Origin of the sequence: Siminovitchia fortis (assembly GCF_007681465.1) — a bacterium.
Lineage (GTDB): Bacteria > Bacillota > Bacilli > Bacillales > Bacillaceae_C > Siminovitchia > Siminovitchia fortis.
In genome coordinates this window covers 14,115-36,680 of record NZ_VEKZ01000038.1, presented here as the reverse complement: position 1 = coordinate 36,680, position 22,566 = coordinate 14,115, and the positions used below count along the sequence as shown (strand labels likewise).

The window sequence follows — 22,566 nt, the reverse complement described above, 5'->3', positions numbered from 1 at the left end:
GCAGGCACTCTCCGCCTTTCCTTATCCTTTATCTCGTCGGAGGCACTCCAGTCTGTACGTCGACGGGCAAGGCGCTTGCGCTTTTCTTATATGCAAATTCCATTTTAAAAAGAGTTAGAAAATTGGTTTAACTATAGTTGGTTAGGACAATAATATAGTAAAGGAGTGATCAAGCGTGAGAAGAAGCAAAAGGAAAACATTTTTGAATTTAGTGGAAGAAAATAGAGAGGCTCTGCTCAAAGATCTCGATGCTTTGGAAAAAATCGAAAACCGATTGGAAGAGAAGCATTTGAAACGGGGCAAAATCAGTTAAGCAGCTCATATTTTTTCCCCTTCGGGAAACAATGATATGGAAGGGGGAGTAATATGGGCAATCCAAAAAGAGGCCAAGAAAACTTTACACCGGATCATCTCGGGGAAAAGTCCGTTGCTGTTGACGCAAACAAAGGAAAGAAAATGGCGGACAAAACAGGACGTCAGCCTCATGTCATTCAGACAAAAGGGGAATAACACCATGTTGAAGGGGGAAAATATTATGGCAGACTACAGGCCTAAACCGGATGACCGCAGCGATAACGTTGAAAAGCTGCAGGAAATGGTCCACAATACAATAGAAAATATGGAAAAGGCTGAGGAAACGATGCAATTTTCGAATGAGGAACAAAAAGCTCAAATTGAAGAAAAAAATGAGCGGAGAAGAGAAAGCATTCAGGGCATGCGCGAGGAAATCAAAGATGAAGCAGCTGCCCAGCAAAATAACGATTATTAATACAGGCCGGCGCATGCCGGCTTTTATTTCTGAGTAAGAAAGTACAAGATGTTTTAGCTTTAAAATTTTGAACAATGCCTTTTGTTGTCTAGCTCCAGCGCCTATCGAAGCAGACTTCGTACCTCCTCCTACGATAAGTCAACATCGGCTCGTTCCTCGCCGTATTTCCTTTATCTTGTCGGAGGCACTCCAGTCTGTACGTCGATGGGCAAGGCGCTTGCGCTTTTCTTAGTTCAGCCCAAGATGTTAGAATGAGAATGTACATATAATCATTGGGGTGGATATCATGATCATTTCTGAAAAAAAGATTGAAGTGCGTTATGCGGAGACAGACCAGATGGGAGTGGTGCACCATTCCAACTATATCGTCTGGATGGAGCTCGGAAGAACACAGCTCATTAAAGATTTGGGATTTTCCTACGCGGAAATGGAAAAAGGCGGTATTCTGGCACCAGTATTGGATGTTCAGGTTTCCTATAAAAAGCCGCTGACATATGGAGAAAGTGCCATCGTTAAAACCTGGATCGATTCGTATGACGGCTTTAAAGTCATCTATGGATACAGCATCCTTAATGAAAACGGGGAACAGTCAGTTACAGGTTTTACAAGCCACGTTTGCGTAAGAAAAGAGGATTTCCGCCCAATTCGTCTGAAAAAAATGTTTCCCGATTGGCACGAAGCTTACGAAAAAGCAAAGAAAAAACAGCAGCCCGAGGGCGACTAAGATGGCATTTGGCATTACAAGAGATGAATTGAGAAAATGGAAGGCCTCAATAGATAATGGAAATATTGCATTTATTACTCATTTCTGGCTGGATGACCGCTTTCCGGATATGAAAACAGTAACAAAGGTCGGCTGTAAGGACTTGGGCCGGCTGGCAGAATGGGGTTCCGGATACGGTTTGAAAAAAGAGTGGATTCACATCAGGAAAGACGGCTATTCCCATTACGATCTTCTGGGAAATAAACAGCTGCAGATCCTTCGGGAAGAAGGAAAGCTGTATCAGCTTTCCCGCTTGACCCAAATCAAACCAGGCAGCTCATGATGAACTGCCTGATTGGATTACTCCTTTTCATAACTGTAGGTGGGGCCATCGCTATTTTCGTCAACATTAACGATCAGGTCATGGTCCTTGAAATACCATAGATCCCTTTCTTCAATAAAAAATGTAATCCCGTCTTTGTTATATTCAACTCCGGGATCCATCGGTTCCTCCTTATTCATTCCAAGGGAAAAACCTTCCTGAAGGGGGCTGGAACCGCCATACCTGACAAAAAACCTTACATTGTCACCTTTTTCTAAAAACATTTCATCTTTAAACCATTCCATTGCATGATCAGATATTTTTATTTGCATATTCGAAAATCACCTCTGTTAATCCCTTTTCTCTTGCTTCTTCCAATGTTCATCTCTGAGCCTCCGTCGCACACCTTTTCTGTTAACATTTCTAAAGCCATTTCACTTTCGGCTCTGTTTTATCCCGTATCCTTTTTAAATTTTCCCTGTGACGGTAAACGACAAATGTTTCAAATGCTGCTACGACTATAACCAATGGCCAGTCTTGAAGAATCAGGCTGTAAATAATTCCAAATATCCCCGCAACCATGGATGAAAGAGAGACATACTTGGAAATTTTTAAAGTAATTAAAAAGGCTGCGACCAATATGATAAAAAGCATATAGTTATAACCGAGCAATACCCCCGCAGAAGTGGCGACCGCTTTTCCTCCCCGGAAGTTGGCAAAGACCGGAAACATATGGCCAATTACAGAAAAAAGACCGACAAGCAGCGGGTGAATATGAAGGTCAAACAAGAAAGGGAGAAAGACAGTAATGGTTCCTTTTAAAATGTCGGCAATTGTGACAGCTGCTCCCGCCTTTTTACCGAGTGTCCGAAATGTATTGGTGGCCCCGAGATTGCCGCTGCCGTGTTCCCTGATGTCAATTCCATAAAAAAGCTTTCCGACAATCAATCCTGACGGAATAGAGCCAATCAAATATGATAATAAAATAACAACGAAATAAAGCATAATTAATTGCCCCTTTATAAAAGAAAGTGATGCATTTGCTTTTTTATTGTACCATGGATAGCGGCCAAAATGATCAAGATTTCCTGCAATACCTATGATGGCGCTTGCATGAAAGGAAATAGTGGCATACGATAGTGTAAAGAGAAACAATATAAGGAGGCTAATTATGGCAATCGAAAATCCAACCAGGGATGAAATAGGTAAAATTTTAAAAAAGGCAAAGCGGATCGCTGTTGTGGGACTGAGTGACAATCCTGAGCGGACATCTTACAGTGTATCGGAGGCAATGAAAGAAGCCGGATATGACATCATCCCGGTCAATCCGAATGTCGATGAAGTCTTCGGTGTTAAAGCTGTAGGCTCTTTAAAGGATATTGATGGACATGTTGATATAGTAAACATATTCAGGCGCTCCGAATACCTGCCGGATCTTGCAAAAGAGTTCGATGAAATCGATGCAGATGTGTTTTGGGCCCAGCTTGGCGTAGAAAATGAGGAAGCATACCGTTTTTTGAAAGACAGAGGGCATACAGTCATTATGAACCGCTGTATCAAGGTTGAACATTCATTGACACGATAAAGACAAGCGCAGCCGGCGCTTGTTTTTTTCGCATTTGCCAAAAGGGATCATTGGGATATACAATAAGACATGCTTTGGTAAATATGGTATAGTAGTGTTACGAACAAATGTTTCAATGGCGGTTATAGGCCCTATGAAGGGAGAGCGATTATGGCTGAAAATATGACAATGACTGATTATAATGATGACTCCATCCAGATATTGGAGGGGCTGGAGGCTGTCAGGAAGCGGCCGGGGATGTATATCGGATCAACGGATGCGCGCGGCCTGCATCATCTTGTTTATGAAATAGTTGACAACGCGGTGGACGAAGCCCTGGCAGGATTCGGCGATCGGATCATCGTTAAAATTCATAAAGATAACAGTGTGAGTGTTGAAGACAAGGGAAGGGGCATGCCTACCGGCATGCACCAATCGGGAAAACCCACAACTGAAGTTATCCTGACTGTGTTGCATGCAGGAGGGAAGTTTGGGCAAGGGGGTTATAAAACGAGCGGCGGACTTCATGGAGTCGGTGCATCGGTTGTAAACGCCCTTTCCGAATGGCTTGTAGTAACGATTAAAAGAGACGGATATGTTTACGAACAAAGATTCCGCGATGGCGGGAGACCGGAAACGACACTTGAATGTTTGGGGACGGCCAGACAAACAGGGACCACAATTCATTTTAAGCCGGACCCGGCTATTTTTAGTGTCACTTCTTTTAATTACGAAGTGTTGAGCAGCCGTTTAAGGGAGTCGGCTTTCTTGCTAAAAGGACTTACAATTGAGCTCATCGATTTAAGGAACGATCAGCAGGAGGTCTTCCATTATGAGAATGGCATAGAAGCCTTTGTAGAATATTTGAACGGGGAGAAGGATGTCCTTCATCCGGTTGTTTCTATAGAAGGGAAAGCGGGAGGCATAGAAGTGGAATTTGCCTTCCAGTTTAACGATGGCTTTTCAGAGAATATCCTGTCTTTTGTAAACAATGTCAGAACTAAAGACGGTGGTACCCACGAAGTAGGGGCAAAGACAGCCATAACGAGAGTATTTAACGAATTTGCCCGTAAAAATGGAATGCTGAAAGAAAAGGATAAGAACCTCGAAGGAACCGATATCAGGGAAGGCCTCGCTGCTATCGTTTCGGTTCGTGTCCCGGAAGATATGCTGCAATTCGAGGGCCAGACAAAAGGGAAGCTGGGTACGGCAGAAGCAAGATCGGCCGTTGATACAACTGTTTCGGAGCATTTATCTTATTTTCTTGCAGAAAATCCGGCCATCAGTTCCCTGCTTGTAAAAAAAGCAATCAAAGCTGCCCAGGCAAGGGAAGCAGCCAGAAAAGCGAGGGAGGATGCCCGCAGCGGAAAACGCAAAAAACGGACAGATGCTTTATTGTCTGGAAAACTTACTCCCGCCCAATCAAAAAATCCGAATAAAAACGAACTCTATCTCGTCGAAGGCGATTCGGCAGGGGGATCTGCCAAACAAGGGCGTGACCGGCGGTTCCAGGCAGTTCTTCCTCTAAGGGGAAAAGTCATCAATACGGAAAAAGCAAAGCTTGAAGATATTTTTAAGAATGAAGAAATCAATACGATCATCCATACAATCGGTGCCGGAGTGGGACCAGACTTCAATATTGATGATGTCAATTACGATAAAGTGATCATCATGACAGATGCCGATACAGACGGCGCCCATATCCAAGTGCTGCTATTGACGTTCTTCTATCGCTATATGAAGCCTTTGATTGAGGCGGGGAAAGTATTCATTGCCCTTCCTCCCCTTTATAAAGTGAGCAAGGGCACAGGCAAAAAAGAAGTGATTGAGTATGCATGGACTGATGAAGAATTGGACGGAGTGACAAAGAAGGTCGGTAAAGGCTTCATGCTTCAGCGTTATAAAGGTCTTGGAGAGATGAACCCGGACCAGCTGTGGGAAACGACAATGAACCCTGAAACGAGAACGCTCATAAGGGTCCTTATCGATGATGCGGCAAGCGCGGAAAAACGGGTGACAACATTAATGGGTGATAAAGTTGAACCCCGCAGGAAGTGGATTGAGAAAAATGTCCAATTCGGCATGCAGGAAGATACGAATATATTAGAGAATGAAAATATCACATCAGAAGGGGGATCTGCAATTTCATGAGTACAGCAGAAAGATTTCAAGATTTGCCCCTTGAAGAAGTGCTTGGCGACCGATTTGGCCGTTACAGTAAATACATTATTCAAGACCGGGCCCTTCCGGATGCGCGCGATGGATTAAAACCCGTACAAAGAAGAATTTTATACGCAATGCATACAGATGGGAATACGGCAGATAAAGGCTTCAGGAAATCGGCAAAAACAGTGGGAAATGTAATCGGGAATTACCATCCCCACGGTGACACATCTGTTTATGACGCGATGGTCAGGATGAGCCAAGACTGGAAAGTGCGTAATATTCTTGTTGAAATGCACGGCAACAACGGAAGCATTGATGGAGATCCTCCGGCTGCCATGAGGTATACGGAGGCCCGGCTTTCCGAACTGTCTGCGGAGCTGCTAAGGGATATTGACAAAAATACTGTAGATTTCATTCCTAACTTTGATGATACCTCCTCTGAACCGACAGTCCTTCCGGCAAGATTCCCCAACCTGCTGGTCAATGGATCTACTGGGATTTCCGCAGGTTATGCGACCGATATTCCTCCCCATCATTTAGGAGAAGTCATCGAAGCCGTCATCATGAGGATTGAAAAGCCGGCTTGCTCAGTGGAAGAAGTAATGACTGCAATCAAAGGTCCGGATTTTCCAACAGGCGGCATCATTCAAGGGATAGATGGAATAAAAAAAGCCTACGAAACCGGAAAAGGGAGAATTGTCGTAAGGGGCAAGACAGACATTGAGCCGATCCGGGGGGGAAGACAGCAAATTGTCATACACGAGCTTCCGTATGATGTCAATAAAGCGAACCTCGTAAAAAGGATTGATGAATTCCGCCTGGACAGAAAGCTGGAAGGAATTTCGGAAGTCCGTGATGAAACAGACCGGACAGGGCTTCGAATCGTCATCGAATTGAGGCGGGAAGCCGATGCTGAAGGAATACTGAATTACTTGTTTAAAAACAGCGACCTTCAGGTAACATACAATTTTAATATGGTGGCGATCCAGGATCAAAGGCCGAAGCTGATGGGCATACTGGACCTGCTTGACTCCTATATTCAGCACCAAAAAGAAGTCGTTACAAACCGTTCCCGATACGATTTAGAAAAAGCACTTGAGCGGCAGCATATCGTTGAAGGGCTGATGAAAGCTCTCTCCATCCTTGATGAAGTCATTGCAACGATTCGGGCATCAAAGGATAAGCGGGATGCAAAGGACAACTTGATCAAGAGATTTGATTTTTCGGAAAAGCAGGCCGAAGCCATTGTTTCTTTGCAATTGTACCGTTTGACGAATACGGATATTACCGCATTGCAAAAGGAAGCCGAGCAGTTAAACGCATTAATCAAACAGCTGACCGCTATTTTGGAAAGCGAGAAAAAATTATTAAGTGTCATCAAGAAAGAATTGAAAGACGTCAAGAAAAAATATGCTGATGAACGCAGGACGGTCATTGAAGATAAGATAGAGGAAATTAAAATCAATTTGGAAGTCACAATACCGAATGAAGACGTAATCGTTACGGTGACAAAGGATGGTTATGTAAAAAGGACCAGCATCCGGTCCTATTCAGCATCCAATGGCCAGGACTTGGCTATGAAAGAAATGGACAGGCTGCTGCTTCAGGAAGAATTGAATATGGCGGATACGCTGCTTCTCTTCACCGATAAAGGCAACTACATTTATTTGCCTGTCCATGAGTTATCGGACATCCGCTGGAAAGATCTCGGACAGCATATTTCCGGCATTGTGCCGATCAATCAGGATGAAGAAATCATCAAAGCAATATCGGTCAAAGAGTTTAAAGAGGAACAATACCTGTTTTTTGTCACAAAAAACGGCATGGTGAAAAAAAGTTCCCTTCGGCTTTATCAGGTGCAGAGGTATTCCCGGCCGCTCGTCGCCATCAACTTGCGGGCTGATGACGCTGTCGTCGATGTACATATTACCGACGGCAATTGCAATATATTTATGGCAACACATCTTGGCTATGGGGTCTATTTCGATGAATCAGAGGTAAATCCCATAGGCGTACGTGCACTTGGTGTCATCGGAATGAATTTGGTGGACGGAGATTTCGTCGTTGGCGGAGAAGTCTTCCATGAAGAAGACAGTCCGGCAGTATTCATTGCAACAAACCGGGGCGCTGTCAAGAAGATAAAACTGTCAGAATTTGAAAAGAGCGGACGTGCCAAACGGGGCGTAGTCATGCTGAGAGAGCTGAAAAGCAACCCTCACAGAGTCTCGGGGTTGAAACTAACAAACGATGACCGGCCTATAAATATACAGACCGACCGCGGCAATATCGAAAAAATTCTTCCATCCCAATTAAGGTTCAACGACCGCTATTCAAACGGTTCATTTATCATTAACGAAAAAGAAAGCGGCCATATTATTGAAATATGGATCGACCCTGAAATCGAAACTTTATAATGGTGAAAGACAGTCCTTTAGCTTGGGACTGTCTTTTTACGTGTTTTTTAAAAGAAGTTGATGTTTATTTTCTGATTGGTGATATTTTAGAATCCCAAACTAAAAAGGGATTTTGCAGTGTGTATAGAATATTTTATATCAGAAGCAGCAAAAACCTCATTTTGGGGGAATGATAGTATGATAGCTCTTTTTAAAATGAATGATGTCTACGAATGCCAAATAAAACAGTTGTTAACAGAAATGGGATATGAAGTCGTCAGTTTTTATTCGATTAATTCGATATTGGATCAAATCATGAACCCGATGGTCATTATCACTCCGGCAATTTTTCGAAAAGAATTAGCAGACCTTTCTTTTCCGGTTATCCCCATTCACCTCAATGCTGACGATATCGAAAGATGGATGAAGGCCGAATCTCCAGATATGAAGGAACTCACCTTTATTGCCTCAGACGAAGAAATAGCGTGGTTGAAACATTCTTATAAGAATAAAGCATTTCACATGTCCTATCTAACCGAAAATCAGACTTCAGCGCTAAATTCCAGCATGATGTATTTAACACCAATCTGGCTAAAAGGGTTTATTCCCAACCCTAGGATGAAAAATATTCATTTTATTAAACCGACGTTTATCTCTTTGATACCTTTTTTACAAACAGCCGGTTCGTTAGTGGCTTTAACGGAGGAACATTTAAAGGAAAGATACCAGGTTGATGCCATTGTCCATTCAACGCATGACGGGGTGATCGCCATTGATCGGAACGGGAAGGTTAAGCTTGTGAACGAACATGCGAAAATCCTCCTCGGCGTAGAAGCGGAAATGAAGGGAAGAAACATTACTGAGTTTATTCCGCAATCCGATATGATCCGGATTTTGGAGAAAGGAGAGATTGAAAGGAATGATATTGCGACAATCGGCGGCCGCAAAGTGGTCATTAACCGTTCTCCTGTTATCGTTAAAGGAAAAATTGTCGGAGCCGTTTCCAACTTTAAAGAAATTACCGACATTCAGAAAATCGAATTGCAGCTGCGCAGAAAACTTCATCGCCACGGATTGGAAGCCAAGTATCGCTTAAGTGATATTATTGGAGATACTTCTGAAATAAGAGAGGCAGTAAATCTGGCAAGGAAATTTGCTGGAACGGAGTCTACGGTCTTGATTACAGGTGAGTCCGGAACTGGCAAGGAATTATTCGCCCAAGGAATTCATTCCGCAAGCAGCCGTGCACTTGGACCATTTGTCGCGGTGAACTGTGCCGTATTGCCGGAAAACCTTCTCGAAAGTGAAATGTTTGGTTATGAAAAAGGCACCTTTACAGGAGGACTAAAAGATGGTAAGCCTGGCTTGTTTGAACTGGCCCATGGAGGCACACTTTTTTTAGATGAAATCGGTGAAATTTCCTTGCGTATTCAAGCGCTCTTGTTGAGGGTTCTTGAAGAAAGAGCGATCAGGCGTGTGGGAGGCGAACGAATTATTCCGGTAGATGTCCGCATCATTACTGCAACCAATCGAAATTTAGAGAAAGCGGTTGAACAAAAGCAATTTCGCGCTGACTTATATTATCGTTTAAATGTTTTATCTTTGGAATTGCCGCCTTTGCGCAAGCGGCTGGCAGATACCCCAAAGCTGGTGGAATCGTTTATACAGGAATATAATGATAAAAGAAAAATCAAAATTGAAACAGTTGAAAAGGAATTACTTTGTTTATTTCAGAAATACGACTGGCCCGGCAATATTCGCGAATTAAGAAATACCATAGAACGGATGGTAGTACTTGAAGAAGGAGCGGTGTTAAGGCTAAAAGATGCAAAATTTCTTATAGAAAAAATAAACAGGAGGAGGAGCACGCAGGACCCTGACATGAAAGGCAGCATAAAAAATAAGGAAAGAGAACTCATCCTGACGACATTGGAAAGGTATGGGAATAACAAAACATTAGCAGCACAATCACTTGGAATTGATCGTTCAACCTTATGGAGAAAAATGAAAGAATATAAATTATGATGTTGCAAAATACAATCAAATGTTGCATTTATAAAACATCAACAGAAGAACAGGGCTGGGCTGCCCTGTTTTTATCTGTCTATTTTGAATATTTTGTTTTGGCATAAAAATTGCAATCACATAAACCAAGACTGTTTCCATTTCATTTGAATAAAGGCCGGTTCGAAAGGAGTTGCAGATAATGAAGATGTACGTGAATACTCAATGGACAAATTCTGTTTCAGGAGAGTTTTTATCCGTATATAATCCTGCAAATCAAGAGGAGATAGACAGAGTTCCCAGGGCGGGGAAAGAAGATGTTGACTTGGCTGTCTCGGCGGCTAAACAAGCCTTTGAATCATCGAAATGGCAATCCTTGAGGCCGAGCGTAAGGGGCCGTGCACTTTACGAAGTGGCGTGCAAATTGCGTGAAAGGATAGAAGAGATAGCAATGGTTGAAACAATGGATACGGGAAAACCGCTGGCCCAAGCGAGAAGTGATGTAGAAAGTGGAGCTCGCTATTTTGAGTATTATGCAGGGGTTGCAGACAAGTTTTTTGGTGAAACAATCCCTGTAGCACCAAATATTATTGACTACACGGTGCGTGAACCAATGGGCGTTTGTGCGCAGATTATTCCTTGGAATTATCCGCTGCAAATTACATCAAGGGGTGTAGCAGCAGCCATTTCTGTTGGAAATACAGTCGTTGTTAAGCCTGCTGAAGATGCCCCTTTATCCGCATTAAAGCTGGCCGAGATCTTCTCGGAGATTGATGTACTGAAACATGCGCTTCAAGTTGTCACCGGCTATGGTGAGGAGGCTGGAGCTGCCCTTGTGAATCATCCTGATGTCAATCACGTCACCTTCACCGGTTCAGTCGCCACAGGAGCCAGCGTGATGATATCGGCTGCAAAAAATATTATCCCGGTCACACTGGAGTTGGGAGGCAAGTCCCCGCATATTGTATTTCCTGACTGCGATCTTGAAGAAACGGTTTCATGGGTGATGCGGTCGATTATTCAGAATGCCGGCCAAACGTGTTCGGCCGGCTCCAGATTACTGGTTCATTCCACGATAAAGGATAAGCTGCTCGGAATGTTAACAGAGAAAATGCGGCAAATAAAGATTGGCCCAGGGGTAAATGACAGTGAGTTGGGGCCAATTATCTCCCAAAAGCAATTTGAGCGGATCATGGCCATGGTTAAAAGAGCAAAGGAAGAAGGCGCCCGGATTGTGATTGGCGGCAAGCGGGCGACAGGGGGACATTTGAATAAGGGATTTTACTTTGAACCAACCATCATTGAAAACGTTTCCCGAACCAGTGAAATTGCGCAAGAGGAGATTTTTGGCCCTGTCTTGACGGTGTTTGAATTTGAAACGGAAAATGAAGCGATTGAACTTGCAAATGGCACTCCATATGGCCTTGTAACAGGAATCTGGACCAATGATATTTCCCGGGCGCACAGAATCGCCGGGAAAGTTAAAAGCGGTCAGGTTTTTATCAATGACTACGGAGCAGCAGGCGGAGTTGAACTTCCATTCGGGGGTTATAAAAAGAGCGGTATTGGCCGTGAAAAAGGCGTTGAGGCATTGCGAAATTATACACAATTAAAAAATATCGCGATCAAAATTAAAAGTAACGAGTAAATCCTCATACAGGATTAGAAAACAGAAAATGAAAGGAGTGAAACATGTGCAGTTTTTTTCAATGGCAGTTATACCGGGCGATGGCATTGGTCCGGAGGTCACCAATGAAGCTCTAAAAATGATAAAAAAGCTAGAGGAGCTTCATGGCGGTATGAAATTTTACAGTGAACATTTCGAATGGGGTTGTGATTATTATCTCAAAAACGGCAGAATGATGCCTGAAAATGGTCTGGAAATTTTAAAAGATTTTGATGTGATCCTTTTTGGAGCTGTTGGAGCAAAGACCGTTCCTGATTACATTTCTGTTTGGGAACTAATCCTGCCGATTCGCCAGAAATTTCAACAGTATGTCAATTTGCGGCCGATTAAACTGCTTCGAGGAATGGAAAGTCCATTGCGCTATAAAAACCATGAGGATCTTGATTTTGTGGTCATTCGGGAGAATACCGAAGGAGAATATTTCAATAGCGGCGGGCGCGTTCATGAGGGAACCCCCTATGAATTGGCCATGCAAAACAGCGTATTTACAAGATTTGGAATGGAAAGAATTTTAAACTATGCTTTTACTTTGGCTGAAAAAAGAAAGAAAAAAAGTCTTACGGCAGCTACCAAATCCAATGCCATTAATTTTACCATGCCATTCTGGGATGAGCTGGTGAAAGAAATCAGCGGCAATTATCCCGGCATTAAAACCCAACTCTATCATATTGATGCCCTTGCCGCTTACTTTGTTTCCCGGCCGGAGGAGTTCGATGTAGTCGTAGGTAGCAATTTGTTCGGCGATATTCTTACTGATTTGGGCGCAGCGATTGTCGGGGGATTGGGCATATCGCCATCCGGTAACATCAATCCGGAGCGGGCCTACCCATCGATGTTTGAACCGATTCATGGATCGGCTCCCGATATAGCCGGAAAAGGCATTGCCAATCCAATTGCATCCATTTGGAGTATTGGTCTCATGATGGATCATCTCGGTCATGATCATATTGGCAAACTCATAGTGGACTCGATTGAAGCTGTTTTAGTTGATGGAAATATTAGGACACCTGACCTCGGCGGGACAGCAACCACCGTTGAAATGGGAGATGCAATCATCTCTAAAATGGCCCAATTGGCTGTTGGCCATAATCTATAAACCACCTTTATAAGGGGGATTCGTTATGAGTCTATTAAAGGGAAGAACGGCAATTGTTACAGGTGCAGGTTCAGGAATGGGAAAAGCGATTGCCCATTTATTTGCCAAACAAGGGGCGAATGTAACAATTGCGGATATAAATGATGAGTCTGCCAAAACGACGGCTGATACGGCCGCACATCAGCGTGTACAAACGATCCAAGCCGATGTGGCCAGTGAATCTGATGTTGACAGTTTAGTGTCCAAAACAGTGGCTGCTTATGGCGGCCTGGATATAGTCGTGAACTGTGCCGGAGTTCCCCAATCCTTCACTTCCATTGAAGAATTAACGATGGAGCAATGGGATGCCATTATGAATGTAAATTCAAAATCTATTTTTCTGATGGCCAAATATGCAGTACCCTTCATGAAGAAGCAAAAGAGTGGAAGTATCGTAAATATAGCTTCCATCGCCGGGATCAGAGCAAGGCCTGGTTTAAATGCTTATTGTGCCTCAAAAGGGGCTGCCATCATGCTGACCAAAGCATTGGCTTTGGAGTTGGCTCCTTATCAGATCAGAGTGAATGTCATCAATCCCGGCCCTGCCAACACACCAATGATCGGTCAATTCCTCGTTGGAGATGAGACAGATAAAAAAGAGGGAGTGAAAAGGATTTTTCAAGACAGTGTTCCATTGGGAATGTTAATAGAACCGGAAGACATTGCTCAAGGGGCCCTTTATCTGGCTTCCGATCTTTCAAAGGCTGTCACAGGGGAGGTCTTAAATATTGATGGAGGACGCGGCATATAATCGATATAGCGGAAGGAGAACAAAATGGAACCTATTATTCGTGTTGAAGATGTATCGTTTTCCTACAAAATCAATGAAAAAAACTCCGTCCCCGTTCTAAAGGGTGTCTCGTTTTCGATTTTTCCCGGCGAATATGTGGCAATCATTGGCCACAATGGATCCGGAAAATCCACGCTGTCCAAACATTTAAACGGGATTTTAATTCCTGAAACAGGGGATGTTTGGGTACACGGCTATAATACGAAAGATGCCACGGAGAAGAGGGAGATTCGCAAGGCAGTCGGAATGGTTTTTCAACACCCGGATAACCAAATTGTCGCGACGATTGTGGAGGAAGATGTTGCGTTTGGCCTCGAGAATATTGGTGTACCAAGAGAAGAAATGAAAAGACGTGTCGATGAAGCTTTGCATGTCGTCCAAATGTCGCAATATAGGCTAAGGCCTCCCCATCATCTATCCGGAGGCCAGAAGCAGCGGGTCGCCATTGCCGGCGTGCTGGCGATGCAGCCGGATTGTATTGTTTTTGACGAGGCAACGAGCATGCTCGACAGTTTTGGCAGGAAAGAAGTTCTGCGGGTTATGAGAGAAATGAACGAAAAGGGAATGACAATTGTCACGGTTACTCACCAAATGTCGGAAGCAGCAGAGGCAAATCGGATTATGGTGATCGAAGAAGGACAAATTGTCATGGATGGCCCACCAAGGGAAATTTTTAAACATAAGCAAGAATTGGAGAATCTTCAGTTGGATGTCCCCCCAGTCAGCCAGATGGCTGAAATCATTCACAGCCAATTTAGCTTCTTTTCAAATGACATCATCCATGAAAAGGAGTTGATTGGAGAAGTCGTTAAATTTTCCAGTGGGGAGGTGGGCTCATGATAAAAAGGCCAATCATAGAGGTTAAAAACCTGACCCATACGTATATGAAAGGAACGCCGATGGAGCATGTAGCGTTAAAGGGAGCAAATCTATTGGTAGACCAAGGGGAATGCATTGCCATTATTGGCCATACTGGTTCGGGGAAATCGACATTGATTCAGCACTTAAATGGGCTGATGAGGCCGGAATCAGGAAAAGTCATTATCGATGGAGAGGATTTATCAGAGAAACATGTTGATTTGAAGAAGCTCAGGCAGAAAGTGGGTCTCGTGTTTCAAAACCCTGAGGATCAAATTTTTGAAAAAATCATTGGTGATGATATTGCCTATGGGCCTTTTAAGATGGGGCTTCCTCTAAAGGAGGTGAGAGAACGCGTTAAATGGGCGATGTCGGTTGTTGGGTTGGACTTTGAGGAAATGAAGGACAGACAGACTTTTGCCTTAAGCGGCGGGCAAAAGCGAAAAGTCGCATTGGCCGGGATTCTTGCGCTAAAGCCAAAAATATTGGTCCTGGATGAACCGACAGCAGGCCTAGATCCGAGGTCAAGAAATGAACTGCTTGAAAAAATCAATCGATTAAACAAGGAAGAAAAGTTAACGGTCATCTTTGTTTCACACAATATGGAAGAGGTAGCAAGGCTTGCCGACCGGATCTATGTAATGGCGGATGGAGGCATTGTTTTGACAGGCACCCCGAAAGAAATCTTTACAGATAAGAAAAAACTGATAAGGCATCAAATTGGGACTCCGGAAACGGTGCAAATTCTATATCGTTTATCGGATCTTGGATATCAGGTGAATACGAATGCATTCTCGATTACAGAAGCAGCGTACGAAGTAATGAAGGTTATTGCCGGAAACAAGGAGGGTTCACAATATGTCCAGCGAATTTGATATTTCCCGTAATATTACTATTGGCCAATATGTACCGACAGGCTCGTTTATTCATCGCCTGGATCCGCGAATAAAGCTCCTTGCCTTTGTGTTTCTTGTATTGGCAATCGCCTTGAATACAAGTTATATCGGAAATGCCATTGGTTTAATTCTGTCGCTTTATTTATTCCGGGTGTCTAAAATACCGATCAAATACGGGCTTTCGGGTGTAAAGCCGGCGATTCCCTTTATCATCATCCTGGCAGTCTTGCAGTTGCTCTTTCAAGGTCAAATCTTTTCAGGAGGGACAGTTTATTTCAAATTTGGCTTTATCTTAATTACAAGTGAGAGCATCCGCTTGGTGGTTGTCTCGGCTGTTCGTTTTATTGAAATCATTTTCTTAAGCAGTGTACTCACCTTATCAACTTCCACCACAGAATTAACCCACTCCATTCAAAGTTTATTAAGCCCTTTAAAGAAAATAAAGTTTCCAGTCCATGAAATCTCACTGATTACCACCATTTCAATCCGATTTGTGCCAACCTTCGCAATCGAAATGGAAAAAATGATGAAAGCACAAGCCTCCAGGGGAGCGGAGTTTGGCAGCGGTGGTTGGTGGAGAATCATCCAAAGAACAAAAGAAATGTTTCCCATCATTGTTCCGTTATTTAATATTGCTCTATCAAGAGCCGAGGATCTGATTCTGGCAATGGAATCACGCTGCTATAGTCCTGGCGGTGAACGAACCACCTTCTCCGTATATAGAGCAATGGCAAAGGATTATCTGGTGTTGGCAATCGGCTTGTTATTCGCATTTTTGTTGCTGTTTTATCCTTTTCCAATTTAATTCATGACCAAAAAGGGGAGGTTTATAATGAGGAAGTTATCAGTTCGAGATATTGTTATTGCTGGTGTATTAGGTGCAGTGGCGATCCTTTTGGGTGTCACACGGTTAGGATACATTCCTGTCCCGACTGCCGCCGGGAATGCCACTATTATGCATATCCCCGCGATCATCGGCGGAATAATGCAGGGGCCGGTTGTCGGCTTAATAGTAGGAGCCATTTTCGGGATATCTTCCTTCCTCAACGCAACGGTTCCTCTATTCAAAGATCCGCTGGTGGCCATTTTACCACGCCTGTTTATTGGTGTTGCCGCATGGCTCGTATATGCTGGTCTGCGTCGTAAAAGTGAATACTTGGCAGTGGCAGTGGCTGCATTTATCGGCACATTGACCAATACTGTACTGGTGTTAATCATGGCTGTTTTGCGGAATTATTTAACACCGGGAGTAGCTTGGACGGTTGGAATTACGAATGGGATACCCGAGGCGATTGTCGGTACGATTGTTACATTGGCGGTTGTTTTGGCTTGGAAGCAGATTGGCAGAAAAAGTAATAAATCAAAGATTTCCAAGGATGTGGATATATAGGAAATGCATAATCAAATCACGGATGTGCCCGGAGTAAAAGTGGGCAATAAAGAAAACAAACAAGCGCTGACTGGTTGTACCGCGATTCTTTTTGAAGGCGGTGCGGTGGGGGGAGTAGACGTAAGAGGGTCTGCTCCCGGTACCCGGGAAACAGATCTTCTAAATCCTATTAATCTGGTTGATAAGATTCATGCCATCTGTTTGAGTGGAGGCAGCGCGTTTGGCTTAGACGCCGCTTCCGGGATCATGAAGTATTTAGAGGAACGGGAAATCGGGCTGGATGTGGGGGTTGCAAAAGTTCCAATTGTTCCAGCTGCCGTGCTGTTTGACCTTTCAGTTGGGGACTCAAAGTTGAGGCCGGATAAACAAATGGGGTATGAAGCAGCCAAAGCGGCAACGAAAGGGAATTTCGCAACCGGAAATGTTGGAGCAGGCTGCGGCGCTACCATTGGTAAATTGGCCGGTTATGACTTCTGTATGAAAGGCGGACTTGGCAGCGCCTCGCTGCGTTTGGATAATGGGGTTGTCATAGGTGCAATAGTGGCGGTTAATTCTGCCGGGGATGTTCGCGAACCTTCCACAGGAGAAATAGTAGCCGGTCCTTATCAACAGGGAAAGCTTCTTGACAGTATCGAACTACTTAAGCAAAACTATCAACCTTCAATTTCTGCTGGATCAAATACCACTATCGGGGTGGTAGCAATGAATGCGGAGTTGTCGAAGGCAGAGGCAACGAAGGTGGCACAAATGGCACAAAATGGGTATGCGAGAACCATTTTTCCAGCTCATACAATGTTTGATGGCGATGCCATTTTTGCTGTTGGAACAGGGGGAGAAAAAGTCCCTGTTGATGTCATTGGCGGACTGGCGGCTAGTGTGATGGAGCAAGCGGTGATCAATGCGGTGAAAACGGCTGAAAGCATCGGCGGAATTACCGCGTATAGGAGTTTACCAAAAATGCAATAATACGGAGGGGTTTGGTTGGCTGTATATGATTATGTTGATGATCAGGAAGTCATCCATTTAACGCAAGCGCTAGTACGGATTCCAAGTGTTTACCGCCCTCAGGACCCTCAGGCAAATGAAAGTAAAGCAGCACAATTTGTTTATGATTATCTGAAGGAAATGGGACTTGAGGTTTATATCGAAGAGGTTGTCAAGGGGCGTCCCAATGTTATTGGCATTCTTGATTCTGGCAGACCCGGAAAAACAATTTTGTTTGAAGGGCATACCGATGTAGTAACAGAAGGAGACCGGGACTCCTGGAGTTACGACCCGTTTGGAGCGGTGATTGAAGGAAACAGAATGTACGGCAGAGGGACGAACGATACAAAAGGAAATCTTTCAGCGGCAATTGCAGCGGTCCATGCAATTAAAAGAAGTAATATAAAATGGAAAGGGAAAATTATTTTGTGTGTCCCTTGTGATGAGGAAGGCATGATGATTGGCATCAAGCATTTCATTAAACGCGGCTGGGCGAACGGGGTGGATGGCGCCATCATCTGTGAACCGGAGGAAAATCAAATTTGCATTACTCAAAAAGGGGCGATGAGGGCGGTCATTCACACTTATGGAAAAATGGCACATGGCGCCATGCCGCTTGCCGGAATCAATCCGAACACGAGAATGGCACAAGTGATCTGTAAACTAATGGAGCTCGAGAAACGGGAGAAGGAGCGTGTCGGAGAGCACAAATATTTAGGTTGGCCAAGCATCACGCCGACGGTGATTTTGGGCCCTGAAAAAGGAGAGCCGCAAATCAACGTCATCCCTGACCATTGTTACAGTACACTTGATATACGGACCGTTCCCGGACAGGATCATGATCAGCTTCGTGCAGATATCGAGAATATTTTAGCGGAATTGGCTTCAAAAGACGAGGATTTTATGGCGGAAATTGAGGTGATTGAAAGTCGGCCTTGGACGGAAACGGATTTGGACGATCCCATTGTGAAGGCAAGTGTGCAATCCTACCGTACCGTAACTGGAAAAGAACCAATTTTTAATGGTGTCCCGGGTGCTACCGACGGAACATTTCTGCATCTTGCGGGAATTCCGATTGTTACAACAGGAGCGGGTGACCGCCATATCCCACATCAAATTGATGAATATATAGAGCTGGATGAATTAATAGAAGCGTCGAGAATCTATGCACAAACAGCGATGTTGTTTTTAAAACAGTAAAGGACTGTGTAGTTTTCTTAGCATTCGGCGTTCAATAAAACCTTTCAAAAAGCCTGATTGGGATGATCAGGCTTTTAAATAGTTATACAACTTTATATAAGAGGCGTTTCCGCTTTTGTCTGTAACCTGATATAAAAATTTTCTTCAAAAGAAGCTATTATTTGTCCAGCTCCAGGCGCCATCGGCGAAAGGATCAAGGCAGCCAGGAAGCCCATTCAGGAGGAATTTGCTCCTGCGGCACAGGCTAAGTTCACCTCGTCGCAAAGCTGCATGAAGCATATTCGGTGATGTATCTCACGAAGTGATTGAAATCAGCCGTTTTGCTGTGGCGGCTGAAGAACTGCCTCATCAAAATTCGCCTTGTGCTTGTCGGGGCTGGGCAAGGCGCTTGCGCTTTTCTAGCTGAGTAAGAAAGTATAAGATGTTTTAGCTTTAAAATTTTGAACAAAGCCATTTGTTGTCTAGCTCCAGCGCCTATCGACTAGCAGACTTCGTACCTCCTCCTACGATAAGTCAACATCGGCTCGTTCCTCGCCGTGTTTCCTTTATCTCGTCGGAGGCACTCCAGTCTGTACGTCGATGGGCAAGGCGCTTGCGCTTTTCTAGATCATTTATCCCTTTTTTCTAATAAGTTATAAATATACTATTGAATTAATTTTTATACATAGTATAATAAATTACATCTTCAAATTAAACGGAATTGTTATCGGCAAGTTTAAAGCAAGGAGTGGTTGTAAGTGAAAGCAGGGGTTATTGGAGCAACGGGATATGGAGGAGCTGAACTGCTCAGAATCTTGCAATCTCACCCAAAATTTCAAATTGAATCGGTCTATTCGTCCTCACAGCAGGGAAAAAGCATTGTGGATCATTATCCGCATTTAACAGATATTGTGCCAATGACATTGGAGGAGATTGATCCGGCAGCTATTGCGAAAAAAACCGACATCGTCTTCCTGGCAACTCCTTCAGGGGTATCGGCGGAAATTGCTCCGCTGCTTTTAAAGGAAGGCTGTACAGTCATTGACCTTTCCGGTGATTTCAGGTTAAAGAACATCATCGATTACGAAAATTGGTATAAAAAAACCCCGGCGCCGCAGGAGTGGGTGGACCAGGCTGTTTACGCCCTTCCTGAACTTAATCGCTCATCCATCAAGGATACAAAATTCATTTCTAATCCGGGATGCTATCCGACCGCCGCGCTTCTTGGACTGGCACCGCTTGTGCAGCAAGGTCTCATCGTAGATGGATCGGTTATCATAGATGCAAAATCAGGTGTATCAGGAGCAGGGCAAACGGCATCTTTCCAGACTATTTACAATGAACTAAATGAAAATTTCAAAATATATAAAGTGAATGCGCACCAGCATATTCCGGAGATTGAACAAATGCTTTCAGGCTGGGGCTATGAATCTCCAATTACATTCAATACTCATCTGGTCCCTATGACAAGGGGAATTATGGCGACTATCTATGTTTCATTGAAGTTTGATAGCAGCCAAGAAGAAATAAATGAGATTTATAACGAATTTTATAAAGATGAGCCGTTTATAAGGGTTCGAAAAAGTGGCATTTTTCCGGCCACTAAGGAAGTTTACGGCTCCAACTTTTGTGATATGGGTATTGGAATGGACACGCGGACAGGGAGGGTGACCATCGTATCGGTCATCGATAATCTTATGAAAGGCGCTGCAGGCCAGGCTGTTCAAAATGCCAATATCCTATGCGGTTTGGATGAAACTGCGGGGCTGCATTTTACGCCTGTTTATCCATAATTAATGGAGGATGACAAGCAATGAAAGACATTATTGTAATCAAATGCGGAGGGAGCATGATCGGTTCGCTCTCCGATGATTTTTATAAAAGCATCAAAACGATAAAGGATAGGGGCTTTCATCCAGTCATTGTACATGGCGGAGGGCCGGCCATCGATCAAATGCTGAAAGAATTAGAGATTGAAAGTGAGTTTAACAACGGATTAAGAAAAACCACTTCTGAAGTAATGGAAGTAGTTGAAATGGTTTTATCGGGTTCCATGACGAATAAGCTTGTAAGAAACTTGGAAAAACACCAGCTTCCTGCCCTCGGAATGACAGGTTTTGACGGCTCTCTTCTAAAAGCCAAGGCGAGGGATTTTGAAAATTTGGGATTTGTCGGGGAAATTACAGAAGTAAACAGCGACTTCCTTTTTAATATCATTTCCATGGGAGTCATTCCTGTCATTTCACCTTTGGCAGCGGGCATTGATGGTGCATCTTGTTACAATATTAATGCTGACACGGCTGCGGGAAGCATCGCAGTGGCATTAAAAGCCAGCAAACTCTTATTTGTCACAGATGTTCCCGGCGTTTTAAAGGAAAAAAACTTAATAGAAAACGCAACAGTTCCCGATATTTTAAATCTTATAGATGACGGCACAATTACTGGAGGAATGGTTCCAAAAGTGATGGCAGCCATCGACAGTTTGGATGGCGGTATGTCCAATGTAATGATTGTCAGCGGGAAAAACAGCCTGCTCAACGGGGAAAAACTCATTGGAACGACGATATACAAAGAATTGGAGGCCGCATATTAAATGTCACACTTATTCAACACATATGCCAGATGGGATGTCGAACTCGTTTCGGGAAACGGAACGAAGGTTATCGATATAAATGCTAAGGAATATTTAGATTTCACTTCGGGAATTGGAGTTTGTAATTTGGGTCATTGTCACCCCGACGTTGTTAAGCCGGTCCAGGAACAACTGAACAAGCTTTGGCACACATCCAACCTTTTTCAAAGCTCCCTTCAGGAACAAGTGGCCATGCAGCTTACCGAACATTCTTCCGGAGACGCCGTTTTCTTTGCGAACAGCGGTGCGGAAGCAAATGAAGCCGCAATTAAATTAGCCCGAAAATATACAGGAAAATCAAAGATCATCACCTTTTTGCAATCATTCCACGGCCGCACACTGGGAACGATCGCTGCAACGGGACAGGAAAAGGTAAAAACAGGATTTGGTCCAATGCTTGAAACTTTCGTTCACATTCCTTTTAACGATATCAACGCATTAAAGGATGAGGTGGATGGCGAAACAGCAGCCATTATGCTCGAAGTCGTTCAAGGTGAAGGAGGGGTACTTCCAGCGGAGAAGGATTTTCTGAAGCAAGTTGAAAAAATCTGTAAAGAAAATGACGTATTACTGATTATAGATGAAGTACAAACGGGTATAGGCAGAACAGGGAAGCCTTTTGCCTACCAGCATTTTAATCTATCGCCGGACATCATCACTGTAGCAAAAGGCCTTGGCAATGGTATTCCTGTCGGTGCGATGATCGGCAAGGCAAAATTAAAATCAGCTTTTACTCCTGGCAGCCATGCAACAACTTTTGGCGGAGGACCGCTGGCCATGACTGCGGCAAGTGAAGTGCTAAAAATCATTTTTGATAAGGAATTCCTTACGGGTGTCGATAAGAAGAGCGATTATTTGGTTCAAAAGCTATCTTCAAGCAAGCTGAATGGCATGGTTGACATCCGCCATAAAGGCCTCATGGTAGGAATTGAATTTTCGGATGATGTCAGCGGACGGCTGGCAAAGTTGAGGGAAGAGGGGCTGCTCGTTTTAAACGCAGGCCCGAACGTGATACGGATGCTCCCTCCATTAACTGTTTCGATTGAAGAGATTGATGAAGCGGTTGATATTTTCCAGAAGAATATCTAATTTTT

23 protein-coding genes are annotated in these 22,566 nt (G+C 43.8%); 21 read left to right on the top strand and 2 right to left on the bottom strand.

Going from position 1 to position 22,566, the window contains the following annotated elements; all coding sequences use genetic code 11:
- Positions 1-175 precede the first annotated feature (175 nt).
- From FS666_RS12660 to FS666_RS12640, 5 genes are all read left to right on the top strand, one after another.
- Entirely contained in the window at positions 176-313 is a 138-nt protein-coding gene (locus FS666_RS12660) for an FbpB family small basic protein (RefSeq protein ID WP_120073637.1), read from the top strand.
- Between the two features lie 53 nt (positions 314-366).
- Positions 367-510 carry an acid-soluble spore protein N gene (locus FS666_RS12655; RefSeq protein WP_144462335.1) on the top strand — a complete coding sequence of 48 codons (144 nt, stop codon included), beginning with the start codon at positions 367-369 and terminating at the stop codon, positions 508-510.
- A gap of 25 nt (positions 511-535) precedes the next feature.
- Positions 536-769, top strand: coding sequence for a small acid-soluble spore protein Tlp (gene tlp, locus FS666_RS12650; protein WP_120073721.1), 234 nt, complete (start codon positions 536-538; stop codon positions 767-769).
- Between the two features lie 286 nt (positions 770-1,055).
- The gene (locus FS666_RS12645) at positions 1,056-1,493 is read left to right on the top strand and encodes an acyl-CoA thioesterase (protein ID WP_144462337.1); all 438 of its coding nucleotides are present in this window, start codon (positions 1,056-1,058) and stop codon (positions 1,491-1,493) included.
- 1 nt (position 1,494) lies between these two features.
- Positions 1,495-1,815, top strand: a complete 321-nt coding sequence (locus tag FS666_RS12640; RefSeq protein ID WP_144462339.1) for a hypothetical protein — start codon at positions 1,495-1,497, stop codon at positions 1,813-1,815.
- A gap of 17 nt (positions 1,816-1,832) precedes the next feature.
- Here the strand turns inward: FS666_RS12640 and FS666_RS12635 are convergent, their stop codons facing one another.
- On the bottom strand, positions 1,833-2,126 hold the full coding sequence (locus FS666_RS12635; protein WP_144462341.1) for a HesB/YadR/YfhF family protein: 294 nt from the start codon (positions 2,124-2,126) through the stop codon (positions 1,833-1,835).
- A gap of 91 nt (positions 2,127-2,217) precedes the next feature.
- The gene (plsY, locus tag FS666_RS12630) at positions 2,218-2,799 is read right to left on the bottom strand and encodes a glycerol-3-phosphate 1-O-acyltransferase PlsY (protein WP_144462343.1); all 582 of its coding nucleotides are present in this window, start codon (positions 2,797-2,799) and stop codon (positions 2,218-2,220) included.
- 166 nt (positions 2,800-2,965) lie between these two features.
- Between plsY and FS666_RS12625 the strand changes: the two genes are divergently transcribed.
- The 16 genes from FS666_RS12625 to FS666_RS12550 all read left to right on the top strand — a co-directional run bounded on the left by FS666_RS12625 (position 2,966) and on the right by FS666_RS12550 (position 22,561).
- Positions 2,966-3,379 (top strand): CoA-binding protein, encoded by a 414-nt coding sequence (locus FS666_RS12625; protein ID WP_144462345.1) that lies wholly within the window; start codon positions 2,966-2,968, stop codon positions 3,377-3,379.
- Positions 3,380-3,529: 150 nt separating this feature from the next.
- Positions 3,530-5,509 carry a DNA topoisomerase IV subunit B gene (gene parE / locus FS666_RS12620; protein ID WP_144462347.1) on the top strand — a complete coding sequence of 660 codons (1,980 nt, stop codon included), beginning with the start codon at positions 3,530-3,532 and terminating at the stop codon, positions 5,507-5,509.
- Positions 5,506-7,938, top strand: a complete 2,433-nt coding sequence (gene parC / locus FS666_RS12615) for a DNA topoisomerase IV subunit A (RefSeq protein ID WP_144462349.1) — start codon at positions 5,506-5,508, stop codon at positions 7,936-7,938. The genes parE and parC overlap by 4 nt, the downstream gene beginning before the upstream one ends.
- A 177-nt stretch (positions 7,939-8,115) precedes the next feature.
- Positions 8,116-9,942: a sigma-54 interaction domain-containing protein gene (locus tag FS666_RS12610; RefSeq protein WP_144462351.1), complete on the top strand. Its 1,827-nt coding sequence runs from the start codon at positions 8,116-8,118 to the stop codon at positions 9,940-9,942.
- Positions 9,943-10,123: 181 nt separating this feature from the next.
- Positions 10,124-11,569, top strand: coding sequence for an aldehyde dehydrogenase family protein (locus FS666_RS12605; protein WP_186306551.1), 1,446 nt, complete (start codon positions 10,124-10,126; stop codon positions 11,567-11,569).
- 46 nt (positions 11,570-11,615) lie between these two features.
- The gene (locus FS666_RS12600; protein WP_144462355.1) at positions 11,616-12,704 is read left to right on the top strand and encodes a tartrate dehydrogenase; all 1,089 of its coding nucleotides are present in this window, start codon (positions 11,616-11,618) and stop codon (positions 12,702-12,704) included.
- Positions 12,705-12,729: 25 nt separating this feature from the next.
- A complete protein-coding gene (locus FS666_RS12595; RefSeq protein WP_144462357.1) occupies positions 12,730-13,494 on the top strand; it encodes an SDR family NAD(P)-dependent oxidoreductase in 765 nt (254 codons plus the stop codon).
- Between the two features lie 24 nt (positions 13,495-13,518).
- Positions 13,519-14,373: an energy-coupling factor transporter ATPase gene (locus tag FS666_RS12590; protein WP_144462359.1), complete on the top strand. Its 855-nt coding sequence runs from the start codon at positions 13,519-13,521 to the stop codon at positions 14,371-14,373.
- A complete protein-coding gene (locus FS666_RS12585) occupies positions 14,370-15,266 on the top strand; it encodes an energy-coupling factor transporter ATPase (protein ID WP_390615231.1) in 897 nt (298 codons plus the stop codon). The genes FS666_RS12590 and FS666_RS12585 overlap by 4 nt, the downstream gene beginning before the upstream one ends.
- Complete coding sequence (locus FS666_RS12580; protein ID WP_144462361.1) at positions 15,250-16,092, top strand: energy-coupling factor transporter transmembrane component T family protein; 843 nt, start codon at positions 15,250-15,252, stop codon at positions 16,090-16,092. Before FS666_RS12585 ends, FS666_RS12580 begins: the two co-directional genes overlap by 17 nt.
- 27 nt (positions 16,093-16,119) lie before the next feature.
- Entirely contained in the window at positions 16,120-16,677 is a 558-nt protein-coding gene (locus FS666_RS12575) for an ECF transporter S component (RefSeq protein ID WP_390615229.1), read from the top strand.
- 3 nt (positions 16,678-16,680) lie between these two features.
- Complete coding sequence (locus tag FS666_RS12570) at positions 16,681-17,643, top strand: P1 family peptidase (RefSeq protein WP_120073666.1); 963 nt, start codon at positions 16,681-16,683, stop codon at positions 17,641-17,643.
- Positions 17,644-17,658: 15 nt separating this feature from the next.
- Positions 17,659-18,861, top strand: coding sequence for a M20 family metallopeptidase (locus tag FS666_RS12565; RefSeq protein ID WP_120073668.1), 1,203 nt, complete (start codon positions 17,659-17,661; stop codon positions 18,859-18,861).
- Positions 18,862-19,598: 737 nt separating this feature from the next.
- Complete coding sequence (gene argC / locus FS666_RS12560) at positions 19,599-20,633, top strand: N-acetyl-gamma-glutamyl-phosphate reductase (protein WP_144462363.1); 1,035 nt, start codon at positions 19,599-19,601, stop codon at positions 20,631-20,633.
- A gap of 20 nt (positions 20,634-20,653) precedes the next feature.
- On the top strand, positions 20,654-21,433 hold the full coding sequence (gene argB / locus FS666_RS12555) for an acetylglutamate kinase (RefSeq protein ID WP_144462365.1): 780 nt from the start codon (positions 20,654-20,656) through the stop codon (positions 21,431-21,433).
- Positions 21,434-22,561, top strand: coding sequence for an acetylornithine transaminase (locus tag FS666_RS12550; RefSeq protein ID WP_144462367.1), 1,128 nt, complete (start codon positions 21,434-21,436; stop codon positions 22,559-22,561).
- Positions 22,562-22,566: the final 5 nt, after the last annotated feature.